19 protein-coding genes and 2 pseudogenes are annotated in these 16,029 nt (G+C 56.9%); 20 read left to right on the forward strand and 1 reads right to left on the reverse strand.

Translation table 11 applies throughout. From position 1 onward, the window contains the following. The first annotated feature begins 39 nt into the window (after positions 1–39). From C8K58_RS04970 to C8K58_RS05015, 10 genes and pseudogenes are all read left to right on the forward strand, one after another. Positions 40–270, forward strand: coding sequence for an AlpA family phage regulatory protein (locus C8K58_RS04970; RefSeq protein WP_108573225.1), 231 nt, complete (start codon positions 40–42; stop codon positions 268–270). Positions 271–274: 4 nt separating this feature from the next. Beyond that, complete coding sequence (locus C8K58_RS04975) at positions 275–1,120, forward strand: ParA family protein (protein ID WP_108573228.1); 846 nt, start codon at positions 275–277, stop codon at positions 1,118–1,120. An 82-nt stretch (positions 1,121–1,202) separates the two neighbouring features. Beyond that, positions 1,203–1,412: a hypothetical protein gene (locus tag C8K58_RS04980; protein WP_108573230.1), complete on the forward strand. Its 210-nt coding sequence runs from the start codon at positions 1,203–1,205 to the stop codon at positions 1,410–1,412. A 14-nt stretch (positions 1,413–1,426) separates the two neighbouring features. After that, positions 1,427–3,016 carry a ParB family protein gene (locus tag C8K58_RS04985; protein WP_108573232.1) on the forward strand — a complete coding sequence of 530 codons (1,590 nt, stop codon included), beginning with the start codon at positions 1,427–1,429 and terminating at the stop codon, positions 3,014–3,016. Next, positions 3,013–3,561 carry a DUF2857 domain-containing protein gene (locus C8K58_RS04990; RefSeq protein ID WP_017530160.1) on the forward strand — a complete coding sequence of 183 codons (549 nt, stop codon included), beginning with the start codon at positions 3,013–3,015 and terminating at the stop codon, positions 3,559–3,561. The genes C8K58_RS04985 and C8K58_RS04990 overlap by 4 nt, the downstream gene beginning before the upstream one ends. Beyond that, positions 3,558–4,745 carry an STY4528 family pathogenicity island replication protein gene (locus C8K58_RS04995; protein ID WP_108573234.1) on the forward strand — a complete coding sequence of 396 codons (1,188 nt, stop codon included), beginning with the start codon at positions 3,558–3,560 and terminating at the stop codon, positions 4,743–4,745. Before C8K58_RS04990 ends, C8K58_RS04995 begins: the two co-directional genes overlap by 4 nt. A gap of 221 nt (positions 4,746–4,966) precedes the next feature. Further along, positions 4,967–5,722 carry a PFL_4669 family integrating conjugative element protein gene (locus C8K58_RS05000; protein ID WP_108573236.1) on the forward strand — a complete coding sequence of 252 codons (756 nt, stop codon included), beginning with the start codon at positions 4,967–4,969 and terminating at the stop codon, positions 5,720–5,722. Beyond that, on the forward strand, positions 5,719–6,237 hold the full coding sequence (locus tag C8K58_RS05005; RefSeq protein WP_108573237.1) for a DUF3158 family protein: 519 nt from the start codon (positions 5,719–5,721) through the stop codon (positions 6,235–6,237). The genes C8K58_RS05000 and C8K58_RS05005 overlap by 4 nt, the downstream gene beginning before the upstream one ends. Further along, positions 6,234–6,689: a single-stranded DNA-binding protein gene (locus C8K58_RS05010; protein ID WP_108573239.1), complete on the forward strand. Its 456-nt coding sequence runs from the start codon at positions 6,234–6,236 to the stop codon at positions 6,687–6,689. The genes C8K58_RS05005 and C8K58_RS05010 overlap by 4 nt, the downstream gene beginning before the upstream one ends. Positions 6,690–6,915: 226 nt before the next feature. Then, positions 6,916–8,865, forward strand: a pseudogene (locus C8K58_RS05015) (DNA topoisomerase III). Positions 8,866–8,922: 57 nt separating this feature from the next. Here the strand turns inward: C8K58_RS05015 and C8K58_RS05020 are convergent. Then, complete coding sequence (locus C8K58_RS05020) at positions 8,923–9,180, reverse strand: hypothetical protein (protein WP_108573241.1); 258 nt, start codon at positions 9,178–9,180, stop codon at positions 8,923–8,925. Positions 9,181–9,388: 208 nt separating this feature from the next. Here C8K58_RS05020 and C8K58_RS05025 point away from each other — a divergent pair, with 208 nt between their 5' ends. From C8K58_RS05025 to C8K58_RS05070, 10 genes and pseudogenes are all read left to right on the forward strand, one after another. Next, positions 9,389–9,730 carry a helix-turn-helix domain-containing protein gene (locus tag C8K58_RS05025; protein WP_003235829.1) on the forward strand — a complete coding sequence of 114 codons (342 nt, stop codon included), beginning with the start codon at positions 9,389–9,391 and terminating at the stop codon, positions 9,728–9,730. A gap of 901 nt (positions 9,731–10,631) precedes the next feature. Next, positions 10,632–11,213 carry an STY4534 family ICE replication protein gene (locus C8K58_RS05030; protein ID WP_108573243.1) on the forward strand — a complete coding sequence of 194 codons (582 nt, stop codon included), beginning with the start codon at positions 10,632–10,634 and terminating at the stop codon, positions 11,211–11,213. A 71-nt stretch (positions 11,214–11,284) separates the two neighbouring features. After that, positions 11,285–11,542, forward strand: coding sequence for a hypothetical protein (locus C8K58_RS05035; protein WP_108573245.1), 258 nt, complete (start codon positions 11,285–11,287; stop codon positions 11,540–11,542). A gap of 101 nt (positions 11,543–11,643) precedes the next feature. Next, a complete protein-coding gene (radC, locus tag C8K58_RS05040; protein WP_108573247.1) occupies positions 11,644–12,138 on the forward strand; it encodes a DNA repair protein RadC in 495 nt (164 codons plus the stop codon). 52 nt (positions 12,139–12,190) lie between these two features. Continuing rightward, positions 12,191–12,955 (forward strand): annotated as a pseudogene (locus C8K58_RS05045) (ABC transporter substrate-binding protein). Positions 12,956–13,043: 88 nt separating this feature from the next. Further along, positions 13,044–13,586, forward strand: a complete 543-nt coding sequence (locus C8K58_RS05050) for a PilL N-terminal domain-containing protein (RefSeq protein ID WP_108573249.1) — start codon at positions 13,044–13,046, stop codon at positions 13,584–13,586. Then, positions 13,583–14,254 carry a chemotaxis protein gene (locus C8K58_RS05055; RefSeq protein ID WP_108573251.1) on the forward strand — a complete coding sequence of 224 codons (672 nt, stop codon included), beginning with the start codon at positions 13,583–13,585 and terminating at the stop codon, positions 14,252–14,254. The genes C8K58_RS05050 and C8K58_RS05055 overlap by 4 nt, the downstream gene beginning before the upstream one ends. Positions 14,255–14,263: 9 nt before the next feature. After that, a complete protein-coding gene (locus C8K58_RS05060; protein WP_108573253.1) occupies positions 14,264–14,983 on the forward strand; it encodes a TIGR03759 family integrating conjugative element protein in 720 nt (239 codons plus the stop codon). After that, positions 14,965–15,513, forward strand: coding sequence for a lytic transglycosylase (locus C8K58_RS05065; RefSeq protein WP_108573255.1), 549 nt, complete (start codon positions 14,965–14,967; stop codon positions 15,511–15,513). The genes C8K58_RS05060 and C8K58_RS05065 overlap by 19 nt, the downstream gene beginning before the upstream one ends. After that, on the forward strand, positions 15,510–16,025 hold the full coding sequence (locus C8K58_RS05070) for an integrating conjugative element protein (protein ID WP_108573257.1): 516 nt from the start codon (positions 15,510–15,512) through the stop codon (positions 16,023–16,025). The genes C8K58_RS05065 and C8K58_RS05070 overlap by 4 nt, the downstream gene beginning before the upstream one ends. The last annotated feature ends 4 nt before the right edge of the window (positions 16,026–16,029 follow it).

The raw sequence follows: 16,029 nt of genomic DNA on the forward strand, positions 1-16,029 counted from the left end.
CATCCTCGCCAAACCACTATGTGCTATGGAGTGTTCGTCATGAGAGATCAGTTATTAGCTACCGAGCCCGAAAACCCCATTAACGTTGAACGCCACATCATGCGGCGCGACGAAGTGGAACGTAAAACCGGTTTCAAGCGTGCACACATTTACAACCTGATGAAAGAAGGTAAATTCCCTCAAACCAAACGGATTGGACTGCGAGCGGTTGGCTGGGACTCGCTGGAGATCGAGCGTTGGATTGTTGAACGCTTGGATCAGCAGGCCTGATGCCATGCGTGTGGTTTCGGTGGTTTCCACCAAAGGTGGGGTAGGCAAAACCACAGTAGCCGCCAACCTCGGTGGTCTGCTGGCAGATGCTGGCTTACGCGTTCTGCTGCTCGATCTGGATAGCCAACCCACCCTCTCCAGCTATTACGCCTTGAACCAGAAGGCTGATGCAGGTGCGTACGAACTCATCGCACTCAACCTAGCAACTCCTGCACGGATTGTTTCCAGGACAGTGATCACAGGGCTCGATTTGATCCTCTCCAACGACGATCAAGGCCGACTGAGTACCTTGCTGCTGCATGCCCCCGACGGGCGATTACGGCTGCGCAATTTGCTCGACGATTTTCGCCCCAATTATGACCTGCTTTTGATTGATACTCAGGGAGCACGCAATGTACTGCTGGAAATGGCCATCCTGGCCTCCGATCTCGCCCTCTCTCCCATCACGCCAGAAATGCTCGCTGCCCGCGAAATGCGCCGTGGCACCTTGAAGCTACTGAGTGAGCTCGAACCATTTCGCTACGTAGGCATCGACCCGCCGCCATTACGGCTCTTACTGAACCAGGTGAACGTCAATCGAGTGGACACCCGGATGATCATCCGAAGCCTGCGCGAGACTTTCGCAGAGGCTACCAATATCTCGGTACTAGACACCGTGATCCCCGACAGGGTGGCATATCTCAATGCCGCATCCCTCGGCTTACCGGCGCACCGAATAGATACACGCCCGTCGAGTAAACGCCGACGCTCGCAGTGTGCGTTAGAAATCATGCAGGCGCTGGCCATCGAATTATTCCCTGAATGGCGTGAAGCGATCTCTTCGGTAATGAGGTGTGCGGAGCCTCGATAAAACAAATCGCCTAATCAGCATTTCACCGTTTTTTTTGTTTGATCGACCTTGAAGCCAACAGGGCATGGTAAGGAGTTATCTAATGTTGGATCAGTTTCCTATCGTTGTTCAGCCTTCCATTCAACCACGCGATGCGGCTTGCGAGGAGTACTGCACCGTGGTTTTTCGTTTGCAAGGGGGGCGCTCGGCCATGGTGTGGTTCCTCGCAGATCTCTCCCAACATTTCGAAGGTTCAGGGACGGCCGAAATCGTGGAATTCGAAGTCGGTGACCATTTACGTAGCCGACCTTAACCGAGGCGGTTGCGATGAAGAAGCTCAGTCAGGAGGAAATCACCGACAAGCTGCACCAGGACCACTTCACTCAAGGTCCTGGACTTGAGCGACTGTCCGATCCAGTCATCGACACTCCCATGCTGGTCACTCTGGAACAGTTACGCCCCTACGAACACAACCCACGCTTCATCCGTAATCCGCTTTATGACGATATCAAGGCATCGATCCGTGAACGCGGGCTGGATCAACCGCCACCGATTACCCGCCGCCCGGGTGAAAGCTCTTTCATCATCCGCAACGGCGGTAATACGCGCTTAGCAATTCTCGGCGAGCTGTGGCAGGAAACTCACGATGAGCGTTTCTTTCGGATTCACTGCCTGTTCCGACCTTGGAGCAATGAAACCAACGCCCTACTCGGCCATCTGGCGGAAAGCGACCTGCACGGCCAACTCACGTTCATCGAAAGGGCCCTGGCAGTAGCCAAACTCAAGACCATGCTTGAGTCGGATGGCCCAGAGCTCTCACAACGGGAGCTGGCTCGACGTCTTGCCGCTGGAGGCTATCCGGTTTCGCAGTCGCATATCAGCCGGATGCTGGACACCCTCGAACACTTATTACCCGCCATTCCACAAACTCTGTATGCCGGCTTGGGTAAGCCTCAGATAGAACGTCTGATCGGTCTACGTAGTCAGGCTGAGCGAACCTGGAACCGCTATCCAACCAGCACAGTCGCGTTTGCAGAGTTCTGGCTGGAGACCATGGGCTACTTCGATGGCGATCCTGAATCTTTTGATCTTGAGCAGATCCAGGACGAATTGCTCGAACGCATGAGCCACTTGCTCGGACAGTCCTACCGTATGCTGGCCCTGGAGATGAGCGATACCCAACGGGTCGTCTCCACGCCCGGGGCTGTAACGACCAAGCCCTCCAAGAGCATCTATCCGCAAAGCGTACATGAAGCCACGGCAGCCCGCCCCTCCTCCGGCACCAGCCCCGAATCAACTGATGCCAAGAGCAAGGTAGAGCCAAATCCAGAAGAACTGCTCAGAGCACCCGAAACAAATGCTTCACCTGCGGTCAGCCCTCTACCACGCGTTCAAAAGATTCGTGAGCAAATCAATCGCGAGATATCCAGCGAGGCGACGTCTCCAGTCGAAACCTGCCCAATCGACGACCTCTGGATCATCACAGCACCGCTGGATACCCCAGAACAACTGCGTTTAGCCATTGCTGGACTGGCTCGGGAAATGGCGGCCTATGCCGGAGATGCCGAGAGCATCATTGATCAAAAGCTTGGCTTGGGCTTCACCCTAGACATTGAGCGACTTGATCTTTCAGCGCCTCGCTCGACCGGCGTTCACCTAATGCTCCTGGCCCTGTTAAGGGCTCAAGACGAGGTGAACTGGGAGGACCGCAAGCAAATACCTTCCGCACTGTTCGGGCAACTGTTGTTAGGGGTCTATCAACTCTATCTGCCAGATCGACCAGTCACGGACGTGGGGCTGGAGCGACTGCCTGACAGTCTGTTAATTAAGCTGTTTCGCCTGATACGCCTGGCCCGGCGTCTAATCGACTTAACACTCATCTCCGAAGACAAAAACTCACCGGAGGAGCTGAGATGAACTTGTCCTTCAATATGCTCAATCAAGCCATGCTAACCCAGGTACTGCACGAACTACGCCTGGGCAACCTGCAACGCTGCAAGGCACTTGGACTGAGTGAGGATGACATCTTCGTGCTGCAATCCTTACCACCGACCACGTTATCGCGCCTGGCCCATGCCACAGTCCCTTGGCTTGAGGTCAAGATTGACTCGCCAGTGCTACATCGTTTGATTGAACAAGCTGAACGCGACGAGCAGAACGAAAGGTTGATCAACCGAGCGCTCAAACTTGGCGCCAGCAGCACCATTATGTACCAGTGTTTTGGCTTGGCGCATTCGGAAACAGCCATGCGTCGGCGTCTACTCAAGATAGAAACTCGTAAAGGCCGCCCCCAACATTTAAGCGAAGCGCAGGAGCATGCGTTGTGGCAACGTTGGTGCCAAATACGAACAGAGGACGGCACCGAGGATAAACTCGACGCCATGATGATGCTTGCCGAAGAACAGCAGATCAGCTTGACCATCGTTTGGCAGCAAATCGACCAGTACAGCAACAAAACATGAACGCTGTTCCTGCCAGTCGCTGGCAACGTGTCCTGCAGCAATGCACACAGCAGCTGCATGAGCGCTGGCCAGCACGCCCTACCACTGAACAGCCCTCCAACCAGGCTCTACAGGCTGGCTTTCTGTTTAGTGGCCAATCACACGAAATCGTGCCACGTCGGCTGCTGTTGGATAATCGGCTGACGCCATTGGAGCGGAATGCCTGGCAGGTATTTCGTCTCATGTTGCACGACCAGGGCGTGGTCACGCCGCGCTATGAGGATTTGCAGCCTTACCTCTCGAGCGTGCCTTACGGTGCGTCAGCCTCGCGTGAAACCATTGCTCGCGTGTTGACGATGCTCAGGCTCACTCGTTGGCTCAGTTTGGTTAGCCGCGGTCGCGATCAAGTCAGCGGGCGGCTACAAGGTTCTTTGTACGTTCTGCACGATGAGCCGTTAACCCCCGCCGAAGCCATGGAGCTGGATCAGGATTATCTAGAGCTGGTCGGACATGCCCTCGGTCATGCGACGAAGGCGGTGCGGATTGTCGCTCAACACATTGTGGAGGAGGTCCGACAGGACACGAATATCGATCAGGGTCGGTTACCGACGCGGCTCGATAGCTGGGGCGAACAGTGGACGCAGCAAGGCTTGGATCAGCCATCCGGTGATGCATTCCGCGATTCCGAACGAGGGGAAGATCACCATGTTCGGAATTGTGCTGGCCCTCGTTTTGATTCCGAATCAGGCTCGAACCCTAACGTTTCCAGCACCGGTCGGAATCCGAACGCTGCCTGTACTGTATTAAAAGAAAGTAAATGTACAGTACCGCGCGCGACCTCTACTGTGGATAACCTGCACTGGCCCACTTCGCTGCGCCTGAACCCAAGCGAACGTCAGGCCATCGCCGTGGCGCTGAACAAGCTCAACCCAGCGGATAAGCAGGCGGTGCTTAACGAAGCGGGGGCACGCTGTGCGGCCGGTGGTATACGCAAGCCAGCTGCCTATCTGATGGGCTTGGCCCAACGTGCGCTGAAGGGCGACTTTCGTCCTTGGGCAAGTCAGGCCGAGCCATCACCCATCGCAGAACCGCCCCCAACCGCCCCCTCGCGGCCATCTCGAAAAAAGGGCGAACCTGCATCAGCCCTCGCCCAAGCGTGCCTAAATGAGCTGCGCCAACTGCGTGGAGGCAGTGGACGTCAGTAGATTTGATGCCAGTGGCATCAAATCCATAGAGTTCCAATCTACGAAAATATCGGACCGAACCATGGAGCGCTTAGGGAAACGCCTGGGCGTAGTGCCAATAAAGGTAGACGTCAGGCATTTGCCCTCTCTCACCAAACCGAATAGACCGCATTCAGCTTTTTGGCTGTCCTTGACCCTCATCTGTCGCAACGTCCCGTCCAAGCCAATGCGAGGACAACACCATGGCCGATCACTATCAACTCAATCTGGGTTCATTGCGCAGCAGCATCACCCTGACCCTGCATACCCACCATGCAGCCCGTATATGGCAAGGTCGAGCCGCACGCGAAGGCGTCCACTCGATCATGGGTATGGCCGGTTACATCAGTGTCACCAACCTGATCAAACAAACTGCGGCCCAGGACGATCCCTATGCAGATTGGGCCATCGTGCAGCTCGAGGAAAAATTGATGCAAGCAAAGACTGGGATGCTGGAACTGACTCAACAGTTAGACCGAATAAGACAGGACCTGCCGACACAGATCGACATGGGGGACAACCTCAACATCCATCCTGTCACACTGCCGTTGTATATCGGCAGCCAATTGGGTTTTCTGGCGGTTTACCTGCTAACCGACTACGACACTCTGGTACGCCATACCCTGCTGGCCCATCACACCGCCTTGATCGGTCGAAGAGACATGGAAGCCTGGATCGACGACGGCGCCCATCTGTTACGCAGCCTGTTCGGTCAGGCGCAACGTTATCGACATGCCGGCGTTACACGCGATGATATGGCCGCAAATAATGCTCGCGCCCTGGCGGCCGTGGAGAAGTATGGATTTCCCCCGATGGACATCCTCGAGGGGCATCGCCGTTCTCAGTTTGCGCCGCCGATCATTTGCCGTGGTGCTGTAGCAGTGGATGACGCTGACGCTTTGGCAGAGGGAGTGGACGGTTCGTCTGCGAACATAGATGAGCCGGAGACTGATGTATGAATCCCATGATCCCGATTCAACCAATGCCCTTCGAAGCATTGACACCGGATGCCTATCGGCAGCTCGAACACGCTGCCTCCCTAAAAGGCCTTTTAAAACCCTTTAAGAGTAAGGGGGAGTTGAAGCACCTGGCGCAGGTGGCGAGGGACATCGAGGCGCAGTTATGTCGCCTAATGGAGGCTGTGGTGCAGCAGGCCGGACAGCCCCCCTACTCACTGCTGGATATTCGATTGGTGCTGCAGAACACCGGTGCTGGCAGCACATTTTTGCGTTGGCGCACCCGTGATTTTGCTCGCATGGGTGTGGCGGTCTGGGAACGTCAGATCTCCAACAGAGCATTGCCGCAGATCGTACGAGAGGAATTGCACCGTTTCGAATGCGCGCGTATCGCACTAAACCTTCAGATGAGTGTGGTGCATTCGCTCTACCGCCAGGCTACAAACTGCGCGATCAAAATGGCCAGTGCCGAACAGTTGCTGCGCCAGTTCACACCCGCAGTGGAGAAAACACGATGAGTACTTTCTTCGTCGGCGAAGGCAATATCGGCAGTGCGCCAGAGTTCCAGGAGTTCGCCTCAGGCAATGACGAGCCACGGCGTTTGCTACGGCTGAATGTGTACTTCGACAACCCCATCCCACGCGAGGGCAGCTATGAAGATCGGGGCGGCTATTGGGCGCCGGTTGAGCTCTGGCACCGTGAGGCTGAACACTGGAGCACGCTGTACCAGAAAGGCATGCGCGTGCTGGTCGCAGGTCGTACGGTGCGCGATGAGTGGGAGGACAGCGAAGACAATGCGCGGGTGACCTTCAAGATCGAGGCCCGTCGAGTCGGCATCCTGCCTCACCGAGTGCACAGTGTGGTCATGCGGGAACACTCCAGTGAAACGGCGGCCTCTCAAAATACAGAACAGGGCAGTTCACCGACGTCGAAACTCAAGAAACACAGAGGTCAATCACCTAAGACCTAAACGACTTCAGGCATAAAAACTGCGCCTTTGCGCGAAGTTCCTGGCCTGTCATTGCTCGCTGCTCGTGAAGCCCCCCACCCATCTACAAATGCTCCAAAGGTAGCAGCTTCAGCCCACTCAAAGCCGCCCTCATCGACTAATATGAGGAACCTGCGATTCGGGTTTCTCATATCTCGCCCCTGCTACTTCGAACAACGCTGCTCCGAACTCAATCCGGAGTAGTTATATGCACCTCTTCCTCTGCGAGAAACCTTCCCAGGGTCGTGACATCGCCAAGGTTCTCGGAGCCACTCGGCGTGGCGATGGTTGCCTGATCGGCCCCGAGACAACTGTCACATGGTGTATCGGCCACTTACTGGAGACGGCCCCGCCTGAAGCCTACGGCACTCAGTACAAGAACTGGTCGTTGGATCATCTACCGATCATTCCGGCGCAGTGGCAAGTGGAGGTCAAACCCAAGACTGCCGCGCAGTTCAAAATCGTCAAACGCCTGCTCAGCGAAGCCACCACCGTTGTCATCGCAACCGACGCCGACCGCGAAGGTGAGATGATTGCCCGCGAATTATTGGAGCTCTGCCAGTACCAAGGCTCTGTTCAGCGCCTCTGGCTGTCCGCACTCAACGAAGCATCGATTCGCAGGGCACTGACCTCACTAAAGTCTGGTCAGGAGACCTTCCCGCTCTATCACTCGGCCCTCGCCCGCAGCCGTGCCGACTGGCTGATCGGCATGAACCTCAGTCGTTTGTTTACCCTTCTTGGTCGGCGGGCAGGCTACGACGGCGTTTTGTCAGTGGGGCGCGTCCAGACACCCACCTTACGTCTGGTGGTCGATCGGGATCGTGCGATTGCCGGCTTCGTCCCGGTGCCTTACTGGAACATTGAGGTACACCTATCGTCGATGGGCCAGCGATTCATCGCGTCGTGGTTACCGCCATGCTCAGGACGGGCCGAGTCGGGGCGTTGCCTACAACAAGTGCTTGCCCATCACGCGGTCCAAACAATCACCGACGAGAAGTCCGCCACGGTACTCTCGTTACATACTGAGCATTTCCGAGAACCGCCGCCCCTGCCCTTCGACCTAAGCACGTTGCAGGAGGTCTGCTCGCGTAAGCTGGGGCTCGGCGTCCAGGAAACCCTGAACATCGCCCAAGCCCTGTATGAAACCCACAAAGCCACCACCTACCCGCGCAGCGATTGCCGCTATTTGCCAGAGATTATGTTCAACGAGACTCCCGCGGTACTCGACGCCCTGCTCAAAACGGATCCTGCACTCAGACCTGCATTGGGGGGCCTCGATCAATCACTGCGCTCCCGCGCATGGAACAATGCCAAGGTCACCGCGCACCACGGCATCATCCCCACCACCGAACCGGCAAACCTGGTGCGGATGTCCGAACAAGAACGCCATGTCTACGAACTGATCCGTAGCCACTACCTAGCGCAGTTTCTTCCGCATCATGAGTTTGATCGGACCCTGGTCGAACTGGAGTGTGACGAAGAACGATTGACCGCTGTGGGCAAACTGATCCTGATCCAGGGCTGGAAAGGCTTGCTCTGCGAAGATACCGAAGAGGATGAGCCCAGCCACAAGTCCCAAGTCTTACCCGCCTTGCAACAGGGCACGCAGTGCGAAGTGGACCATGTAGAACTAAAATCCATGCGTACTGCCGCGCCCAAACCTCTCACCGAGGGCGATCTGATCAAGGCGATGAAAAACGTCGCCAAGCTGGTCAACGACCCACGCCTGAAACAGACACTTCGGGACACCACCGGTATCGGAACCGAAGCCACACGAGCCGGCATTATCAAAGGGTTAATTGATCGCGGTTATTTGCTGAAGAAAAAACGCGCCTTAATGGCCACGGCGGCGGCCCATACCCTGATTGAGGCGGTACCCGCTGCAGTTGCGGATCCTGGCATGACCGCGATTTGGGAGCAGGCTCTTGACGAAATCGAAGCGGGACGCCTGACCTTGGATGCGTTCGTCGCAAAGCAGGCGAAATGGATTGCGCAGCTAGTCGAACATTGTGGTGCGCTCACCTTGTCGATAGCGGTCAAAGCCTGACCGGCCTGCCCCATTTGCAATGCCTCAATGATCAAGCGAAAGGGCAAAACTGGGCCGTTCTGGTCATGCTCGCAGTATCCGAACTGCAAGGGCACTACGCCGATTAGATAAGAGACGTGACGCCCATGACAGTTCGGTTGAGATCAGCGTGTTGGAGTGTTCCACAACTCAGTGCATCATCAGCGGCGCCTGATCACGCTCCAAATCGATCAAAGGTTGTCCGACTTCACGGGCCAAGGCGATGCCTGTCGAAATCCATATCTGCCCCAGTTCGTTGAATGCTTTTAGGTGGGCAGGATCTTCGTTGAGCCAGTGAACAAGGCTTTCGAAGTGTTCGGGGTTTTCCGGGCAATCATGAATCTTGATGAACAGCTCTATTGTTCGATCCCAAATCAGATCCATGAGGTCCTTACTCTCATCTTTCATGTTCAACCATCCCTCAACCTGGTCCTGTCAGACCGTCACTCTTACTAACCACTCTGGACTCTGATCCCTGGAGGTACAGAAACCACGTCGCGATACACAGCTGTTTCAGTCACTATAACAACCCATTGAGTCGATACTCAACCCTTAAGGATGTTCATGTCAACGGGTCTTTGCTCAACCATTCGGGTTGAACTGGAGAACTCATCACTTGGCACATAAACATCCAACTCAAGCCCAAATCGGGCGCATGATCGCGAAGCACCGCAGCGAGCGTAATTTGACTCAGGAGGAGGTGGCTGAACGTTTAGGGATAGGTAGCGAAGCCATCTCGCGCTTGGAACGGGGTGTCGTGGAGCTTTCCGTGGTCAAACTGATGCAACTGGCGGACATTTTCGATTGCCGGATGGATGAACTGCTGACGGCATCGAGTAATCGCCCCAATGACCAGGGCCAGATGATCGCGGGTCTGCTGAGTGGATTGAAAGAAAGCGACCGTGCTTTTATCTTGGCAACTGTCGAACAATTGGCCGCACATCTCGGCAGTAAGTGACCTCTTTCATCGTGCTCAACGTAGCGTCTTATGAAGGGTGCCTGAAGGCTTGACGTCGTGTTGACCTCTCTGCTGTAGTAGCTTCGGATAACCGCCCACGGCGACCCAAGACCGATTAGCTCCGGGCAGTTCGGTCAAACTCTTCGAGTTCGGAGCCTCCTCTTCTGCGGGATCTCGTTCCCGTTTTGTGCTCGACCTGATTGTGGTGGCGGATGACCACTATTGCCTCTACCCGGCAATAGTGGTCATCCGCTTCGGCTATCGTATTCAGTCCCGGAGCCCAGCGGGGAAACACAGGGCACCCTTTGTGCGCGGATGCGTGCCAGCATGTTCCGACCCAGGCCACGACAAGGGTCGGTTGGCGAATCATGGCGCAGTTAAACCAAGTTTTGCGAGGAGCTTGTTGACTGCGTAAGACCGCCAAATGTGGCTTTTCTCTTCCTCGCCTGGCGCCCCGCCAGGCCCGCTCTTCACTTTCTTCAGTCCAGTGACTACTACTGTATTCCAGCCATAAAAAATTGGGTTGCAGCGTCTTGACGCTCCTCTGTGACAGGCTTATACAAAGGGCGTGGTTCGCTGTCGTTGACAGCCAAACCCAGGTAGCTTGAACCTTCAAGGCTACGCCACGTTCGTGGTGGTTTACCCAAGTGCGATCAGCGTTCGGAAGCTCGCGCGGTTACCGCTTCAGCGGTGATGAATGCCCACTACCCCATGCCTGCAGATCATCACCGCAGACGTTGCTCTGCCACACCCATATTTTCCACGCCCATTGTTCTGCTCGTCATCGGCTTGCCGGTGTCTAGTCGTTCATCGTTCGACTCCACCTTACCCACCCTGACGGGGCTCACTCTCCCGTCAGGGATTGTGCGTCACCGTTTTCCCTTGAAACAGGAGAACCACCATGGCCCACGCCAACCAATCCCAAGAAGCGACTACTTACTTCAATCTGCACACCGTCGGTATCGGCTATCTCAACCGTGTGCGTGAAGTGCAAGTCCGCCGTGGACAACCATTCATGGCCTGCGATATCGCAGCGCTGCACGGAGCCAGCGATGCGGTGGAATACACCCGCTTCGACTGCAAAGTCGCTGGGGGTGAAGCTGAACGTTTGATTCGACTCTATATGGACGCCGTCAACGCCGAGAACAAGGTCTTGCTGTCGTTCCGTATCGGCGACCTCTGGATTGATCCGTTTCTCCACGAGAAAGGCGATAAACAAGGTCAACCGGGCGCCAGCCTCAAAGGTCGTTTGCTGTTCATTGACTGGATCAAGGTCAACGGCACGTACGAGTACAAAGCGCCCGCCAGGCAGGAAGCAACAGCACCTGCTGAGCAAGCGCCAAATAATGAACCCTCCCCACCATCGGCTGATGCTGAAGCTGAGGGGATCGAAAACCCAACAGAGGCTCGGGTCGAACCTGAATCTCCACCCGCTCCCCGCACGGCCCGCCGTGATGCTACCCATACCGTTCAGTCCGCCTGAACAGTCCACGATGTTCCACATCAAGGCGCTCCCTCGAGCGCCTTTTCTTCAATTAGCACAGGAGAACCAACATGGAATCCTTCTGGCTTTGCGACGACTGCCTGTTCGCTGCGGCTTACGAGGACTACAGCACGTTATCGCTCTATTACACCACCGATGAAATCGAGAAACGCACCGCCGACATCCATCGTGGGCTGGTTCGCTTAATGCCCATCAGTGCCGACTTCGATCCCGAAGCCGGCTGGGGAATAAAAGCCTTTTCCTCGTTGCCCTGCGACGGCTGCGATTCACACCTACACGGTCAACGCCACCGATTCACTCGGCTGTAAAAAGCGCGTCATCGGCTATCGCCTACGACTCGATATCCACCTCGGGGGACACCACTCCCCTAGGGCGTGTACCCCCGATTGTTCCCTTCGGAGGTACCGCCATGAGCACCCAACTCACACTGATTGAAACCTCGGATTTCGAGGCTGATCGTATCGTCCAAGAAAACCAGGTGATCGACGAAGCGTTGCATATTCTGGATCGTCGGCTGTTCGCCCGCGGCCCGAACCTAACATCGTCTGACGCCGTGGCCTCATACCTAAAACTGCACCTTGCGCAACAAGAGCATGAAGTCTTCGGTGTGATTTTTCTCGATGCCAAGCACCGCGTGTTGGCGTTTGAAGTCCTCTTTCACGGCAGCATCGATGGCGCCAGCGTTTACCCCCGCCAAGTCGTTAAGCGCTCCCTCGCGCACAACGCTGCGGCCGCCATTTTTGTTCACAACCACCCCTCCGGTTGTACGGAACCCAGCCAGGCGGATCGCGTCTTGACCGCACGGTTGAAGGAGACCTTGGCCTTGATCGAAGTGCGCGTACTGGATCACTTCATCATCGGTGAAGGTCGTCCTCTCTCCCTTGCCGAACATGGCTGGCTTTAACCCTCACAGGCGCCTTCGGGCGCCTGGTTCATTTTCATCCTGGAGAATACTCATGAAACCCACTACCCAAGCCCAGACTCTGCAGGAGGCCCCGAACCCATTCGTTCGCGGTTACGACAACCTTCGTATCGAACGGCTGCTGCTGATCACCTACGCAAACGACTGCCCTCCCTGCTTTCGCCCCGTACACGACTCACAAGCTCATCTTCCCGACGATGCGCTGCAACTGTTCCCCTGCGTGTTCAGTGATGATTTCGCCTTGATCAGCGAAGGCCAATCCATTCCGGAGAAGTTGGATGAACGCTGCCCGCCTACCGGATTGGTGCGCCAAGTGACTTACGCCGTGACGGGTGAGATGCTCAACGAGCGACATCATCTCGGCGATCTGTACTCCCTGGAAGAAGCCCAAGCCATGGTCCATTGCTTGAGCTTCGAAACGGGACATTTCAGTCGAGCCTGGGAAATTAGTACCGTGCATCTTCCAGACGCTACGATGCGTTATCTGGAAGAGTGGGTCAGTCACTTCGCTCTGCGGCAAACCGGCGTCTTGTTCGAGCTTTTTACGCTGCCAGATTGCTGCGGTATCGGTTGCAAACTGATCGGCACGCCGTGGACGGACGAGAACTTGCTGAACATTGAGGGCAATCGTTATTCGAGCTTGAGACAAGAATAACTCGACGCAGGCACACCGGAAGCCTTGGTCAACGTACTGTATTTGGCGGCATTGGCGGATGTGCGATTGTTGATCTTCGACCCCGACGCTGCCGTCTTGGATGGGCTCGCCATTTTCGATGAACAGCAACGTGTTCAGCGTTAACACGACCCACCTTGAATCAACTATCTCAATGAATCGCTCCTTCACCTCATGTCAAGTTCTGCACTGAATCTGACATGAGGTTTCTTCCATGGAGCGTTTTTCCACCCCTGTCTGCCTGCTGGGTTTGTTGAGCGCCTGCACCGCGCAAATCCCCAACCCTTTGCCGACCAATTCAGAGATCGACAGTGGCTCCGATCGGGCCCAGCACTCGAGGGGCATAGCCGAAGAAAGCCATCCGGCAGAGCTTCGTTATGGCCGCTACACGCTGGTCAGCACCGAGCCCACCACGGAACAGCGCGATCTTCTTGCCCAAATCATTGACGCGAACATACCGTCCAGGCTAACGCCCTCAGTGCAGGATGCGTTGCAGTACGTATTGCAGCGCTCGGGCTATTCGCTCTGCCCCGTTACCGCGTCCGTGAGGGTGCTGTTTACTCGGCCCCTGCCCGCGGCCCATTACCGGCTCGGCCCGATCTCTTTGCGCCGCGCGCTGCAAGTGCTCGCTGGCCCCGCCTGGCAACTCACGACCGACGAAGTCAGCCGTTCGGTCTGCTTCGAACAGCAGAAAACGGCGACCGGCGTCGCGCTGATCACACCCGTCTCGCCCCATCTGTTGGAGGTACGCCCATGAGAGCCGCGACGTTTCAAACCCTCATCATTGGGCTGCTTTGCTTGGCGGTCGCCGGCCTGAGTGGTGGTTTGTATAACCAGTATCAACGCGTGGCCGAGCTACAGAGCACGAACACGCAATACCGACAAACATTGGACACCCTGCAACGTGATTCAGACACCCTCAAGGATACGCAGGAGGAGCAGCAGTACGCGCTGAAGGACCTGAAGCAGATGGTCGATTCCGGTGAGCAACAGGCCAATACCCTCGATCCCATGCTGGATCAACGGGCACAAGAGATACAGGAACTGCGCGATGGTCTGGCAGCCCGCGCCACCGCGGCAGACATGACAGCGCTACGCGCACGCCTTGAGCACGTCGAGCAACAGCTCCTTGGCCTCAAGACCCAGCCATCCCCTCCACCGCCGACGTCTTCCGCAACCAAACCGAAAAAAGCCGCACGCCCCAAGCCCGCCCCGCTCTCGCCACCGTTCACAGTGTTGGGGGTCGAGTCCCGCGGGGGTGAGCGCTTTCTGGCGGTCATACCTCATGACAGTCGCGCTCTCATGGATGTTCGGTTGCTGCATCGCGGCGAGGAATTCGGAGCCTGGCAGCTGAAAGTGCTGGAGCCGAACTCAGCCATCTTCGCGGTGGCCGCTCAGCCAGACCAGACCGTGCACCTCCCTTGAGAAGCGATCATGAACAGAGCGCCACTACTCCCCGTCGTCTGTGTGGTTTCGCTACTGATCACGAGTGCTGCGACGGGTAACCCCATCACGGCACAATCACAGATCCAGGACACACAGTCCGCTCCGCTGGGACGATCTCACTCTGAACAGGCGGCGAGCTGGGGGTTGACGGAGCAGGAGTGGACGCGCTTCGAACAGAGCCAAGCCGGCCCACGAGGCTTCTGGAGCCCAAACCTCGATCCGTTGACCGCACTTGGGGTCGAGGCCCAGACGGACCAAGAGCGCCAGCGCTATGCCGAATTGCAGGTAGCGCTGGAAGCCAAACGCGCTGAGCGTGAGTTGGCCTACCAAAACGCTTACACGGCGGCCTGGGCCAAGCTGTTTCCCGGGCTGCTGCCCATCCAGGGCATGGCATCCCCGTCCCCTGCCAGCTCAGCGGTCGTGCCACGCCAGGCCCTGTTTGTGGAGGACGACTGCCCAGCGTGCACCGCCGAAGCACAGCGTCTGCAAGGCAGCAACACGGCGTTCGATATCTACCTGGTGGGCAGCCAAGGCGAGGATAAACGCGTCCGTAGCTGGGCTCGGCAAGCAGACATCGATCCGGGCAAGGTTCAACGCCAGCAGATCACCCTGAACCATGACCGTGGTCGCTGGTTCAGCCTGGGAGCCCCGGGACCATTGCCCGCCAAATTTCAACAGGTGAATGGACAATGGCAACGCCTCGACTGAGTGGTATAGCGATCCTGCTGACGGTGCTAGCAGTCCAGGCTGAAGAACTTCCACCTCCGGCCTACCAACTGGCGGCGCATGACGCCGACATTCCTTCTACCGTGCTGTTCGCGATTGCCCTGCAAGAAAGTGGTACCCGCGTCCGTGGTCAACTGCTGCCCTGGCCTTGGACACTGAGCATCGCTGGAACACCCTACCGCTTCGCCACTCGCCAGGCCGCATGTCACGCGTTGCTTCAGGCGCTCGCCCGACATGACGCCAAGCGGGTCGATGCCGGACTCGGCCAAATCAACCTGGGTTACCACGGACAACGTTATTCCACCCCCTGCGAAGCCCTTGATCCCTACCGAAATCTCGCTGTGACCGCCGCGCTGTTGCAGGAGCATCACGCTGCCACCGGTGATTGGGTGTTGGCTGCCGGACGTTATCACCGCCCGGCAGGAGGAACGCCAGCCGCGCTTTACCGCGCCGGCTTTTCCCGGCAACTCGAACGACTGCAGGTTTCCTTCAAACAGGGCACACCACCATGAAGCGAATATCCCTTATCTGCTATGTCATCCTGCTCTTGGCTCCTTTCGCCCAGCCGCAGCTGACCGTTGCTGGGGATCAGCCTAGCGACTTCACACAATCCAATTTTCCAGCCATGGGCGTGCCGATAAATAACAGAGTTCAGTCTGATCGGCCCGTGCATGCGGACCTGTCCACCTTTGCCGATGTGGCCTGGATACTGCCGATTAGTAGTTCGCGGCTGAGCCCCGGCCCGGTCACGCCTCGTTCCCTGAAAATGCCCGGCCTGCAACCCTTTTTTCTGGTAGGCGGCGATCCCCAGTCGCTGACTTGGCTGCGTCAACGCGCGGCTGAACTGCAGGAACTGGGTGCGGCTGGCCTCGCCGTCGAAGTGACCGATAATGAAGCCCTGGCCCGGATTCGAGCAGCCGCTCCGGGCATCTCCATCCTGCCGGTCAACGGCAACGACATCGCCACCCGCCTGCAGATTGAGCACTACCCCGTCTTGATCACCGCCACCTCACTGGAGCAGTGAGCCC

Origin of the sequence: Pseudomonas sp. GV047 (assembly GCF_003058245.1) — a bacterium.
Classification (GTDB): Bacteria; Pseudomonadota; Gammaproteobacteria; order Pseudomonadales; family Pseudomonadaceae; genus Aquipseudomonas; species Aquipseudomonas marginalis.

What these genes read in the sequence shown, in the direction of transcription:
- radC (WP_108573247.1), top strand. Translation starts at nt 11,644, where the DNA reads ATGAGCACCCAACTCACACTGATTGAAACCTCGGATTTCGAGGCTGAT.
- C8K58_RS04985 (WP_108573232.1), top strand. Translation starts at nt 1,427, where the DNA reads ATGAAGAAGCTCAGTCAGGAGGAAATCACCGACAAGCTGCACCAGGAC.
- C8K58_RS04990 (WP_017530160.1), top strand. Translation starts at nt 3,013, where the DNA reads ATGAACTTGTCCTTCAATATGCTCAATCAAGCCATGCTAACCCAGGTA.
- C8K58_RS05000 (WP_108573236.1), top strand. Translation starts at nt 4,967, where the DNA reads ATGGCCGATCACTATCAACTCAATCTGGGTTCATTGCGCAGCAGCATC.
- C8K58_RS05035 (WP_108573245.1), top strand. Translation starts at nt 11,285, where the DNA reads ATGGAATCCTTCTGGCTTTGCGACGACTGCCTGTTCGCTGCGGCTTAC.
- C8K58_RS05070 (WP_108573257.1), top strand. Translation starts at nt 15,510, where the DNA reads ATGAAGCGAATATCCCTTATCTGCTATGTCATCCTGCTCTTGGCTCCT.
- C8K58_RS04975 (WP_108573228.1), top strand. Translation starts at nt 275, where the DNA reads ATGCGTGTGGTTTCGGTGGTTTCCACCAAAGGTGGGGTAGGCAAAACC.
- C8K58_RS05060 (WP_108573253.1), top strand. Translation starts at nt 14,264, where the DNA reads ATGAACAGAGCGCCACTACTCCCCGTCGTCTGTGTGGTTTCGCTACTG.
- C8K58_RS05010 (WP_108573239.1), top strand. Translation starts at nt 6,234, where the DNA reads ATGAGTACTTTCTTCGTCGGCGAAGGCAATATCGGCAGTGCGCCAGAG.
- C8K58_RS04980 (WP_108573230.1), top strand. Translation starts at nt 1,203, where the DNA reads ATGTTGGATCAGTTTCCTATCGTTGTTCAGCCTTCCATTCAACCACGC.
- C8K58_RS05065 (WP_108573255.1), top strand. Translation starts at nt 14,965, where the DNA reads ATGGCAACGCCTCGACTGAGTGGTATAGCGATCCTGCTGACGGTGCTA.
- C8K58_RS04970 (WP_108573225.1), top strand. Translation starts at nt 40, where the DNA reads ATGAGAGATCAGTTATTAGCTACCGAGCCCGAAAACCCCATTAACGTT.
- C8K58_RS05020 (WP_108573241.1), bottom strand. Translation starts at nt 9,180, where the DNA reads ATGAAAGATGAGAGTAAGGACCTCATGGATCTGATTTGGGATCGAACA.
- C8K58_RS05055 (WP_108573251.1), top strand. Translation starts at nt 13,583, where the DNA reads ATGAGAGCCGCGACGTTTCAAACCCTCATCATTGGGCTGCTTTGCTTG.
- C8K58_RS05050 (WP_108573249.1), top strand. Translation starts at nt 13,044, where the DNA reads ATGGAGCGTTTTTCCACCCCTGTCTGCCTGCTGGGTTTGTTGAGCGCC.
- C8K58_RS04995 (WP_108573234.1), top strand. Translation starts at nt 3,558, where the DNA reads ATGAACGCTGTTCCTGCCAGTCGCTGGCAACGTGTCCTGCAGCAATGC.
- C8K58_RS05005 (WP_108573237.1), top strand. Translation starts at nt 5,719, where the DNA reads ATGAATCCCATGATCCCGATTCAACCAATGCCCTTCGAAGCATTGACA.
- C8K58_RS05030 (WP_108573243.1), top strand. Translation starts at nt 10,632, where the DNA reads ATGGCCCACGCCAACCAATCCCAAGAAGCGACTACTTACTTCAATCTG.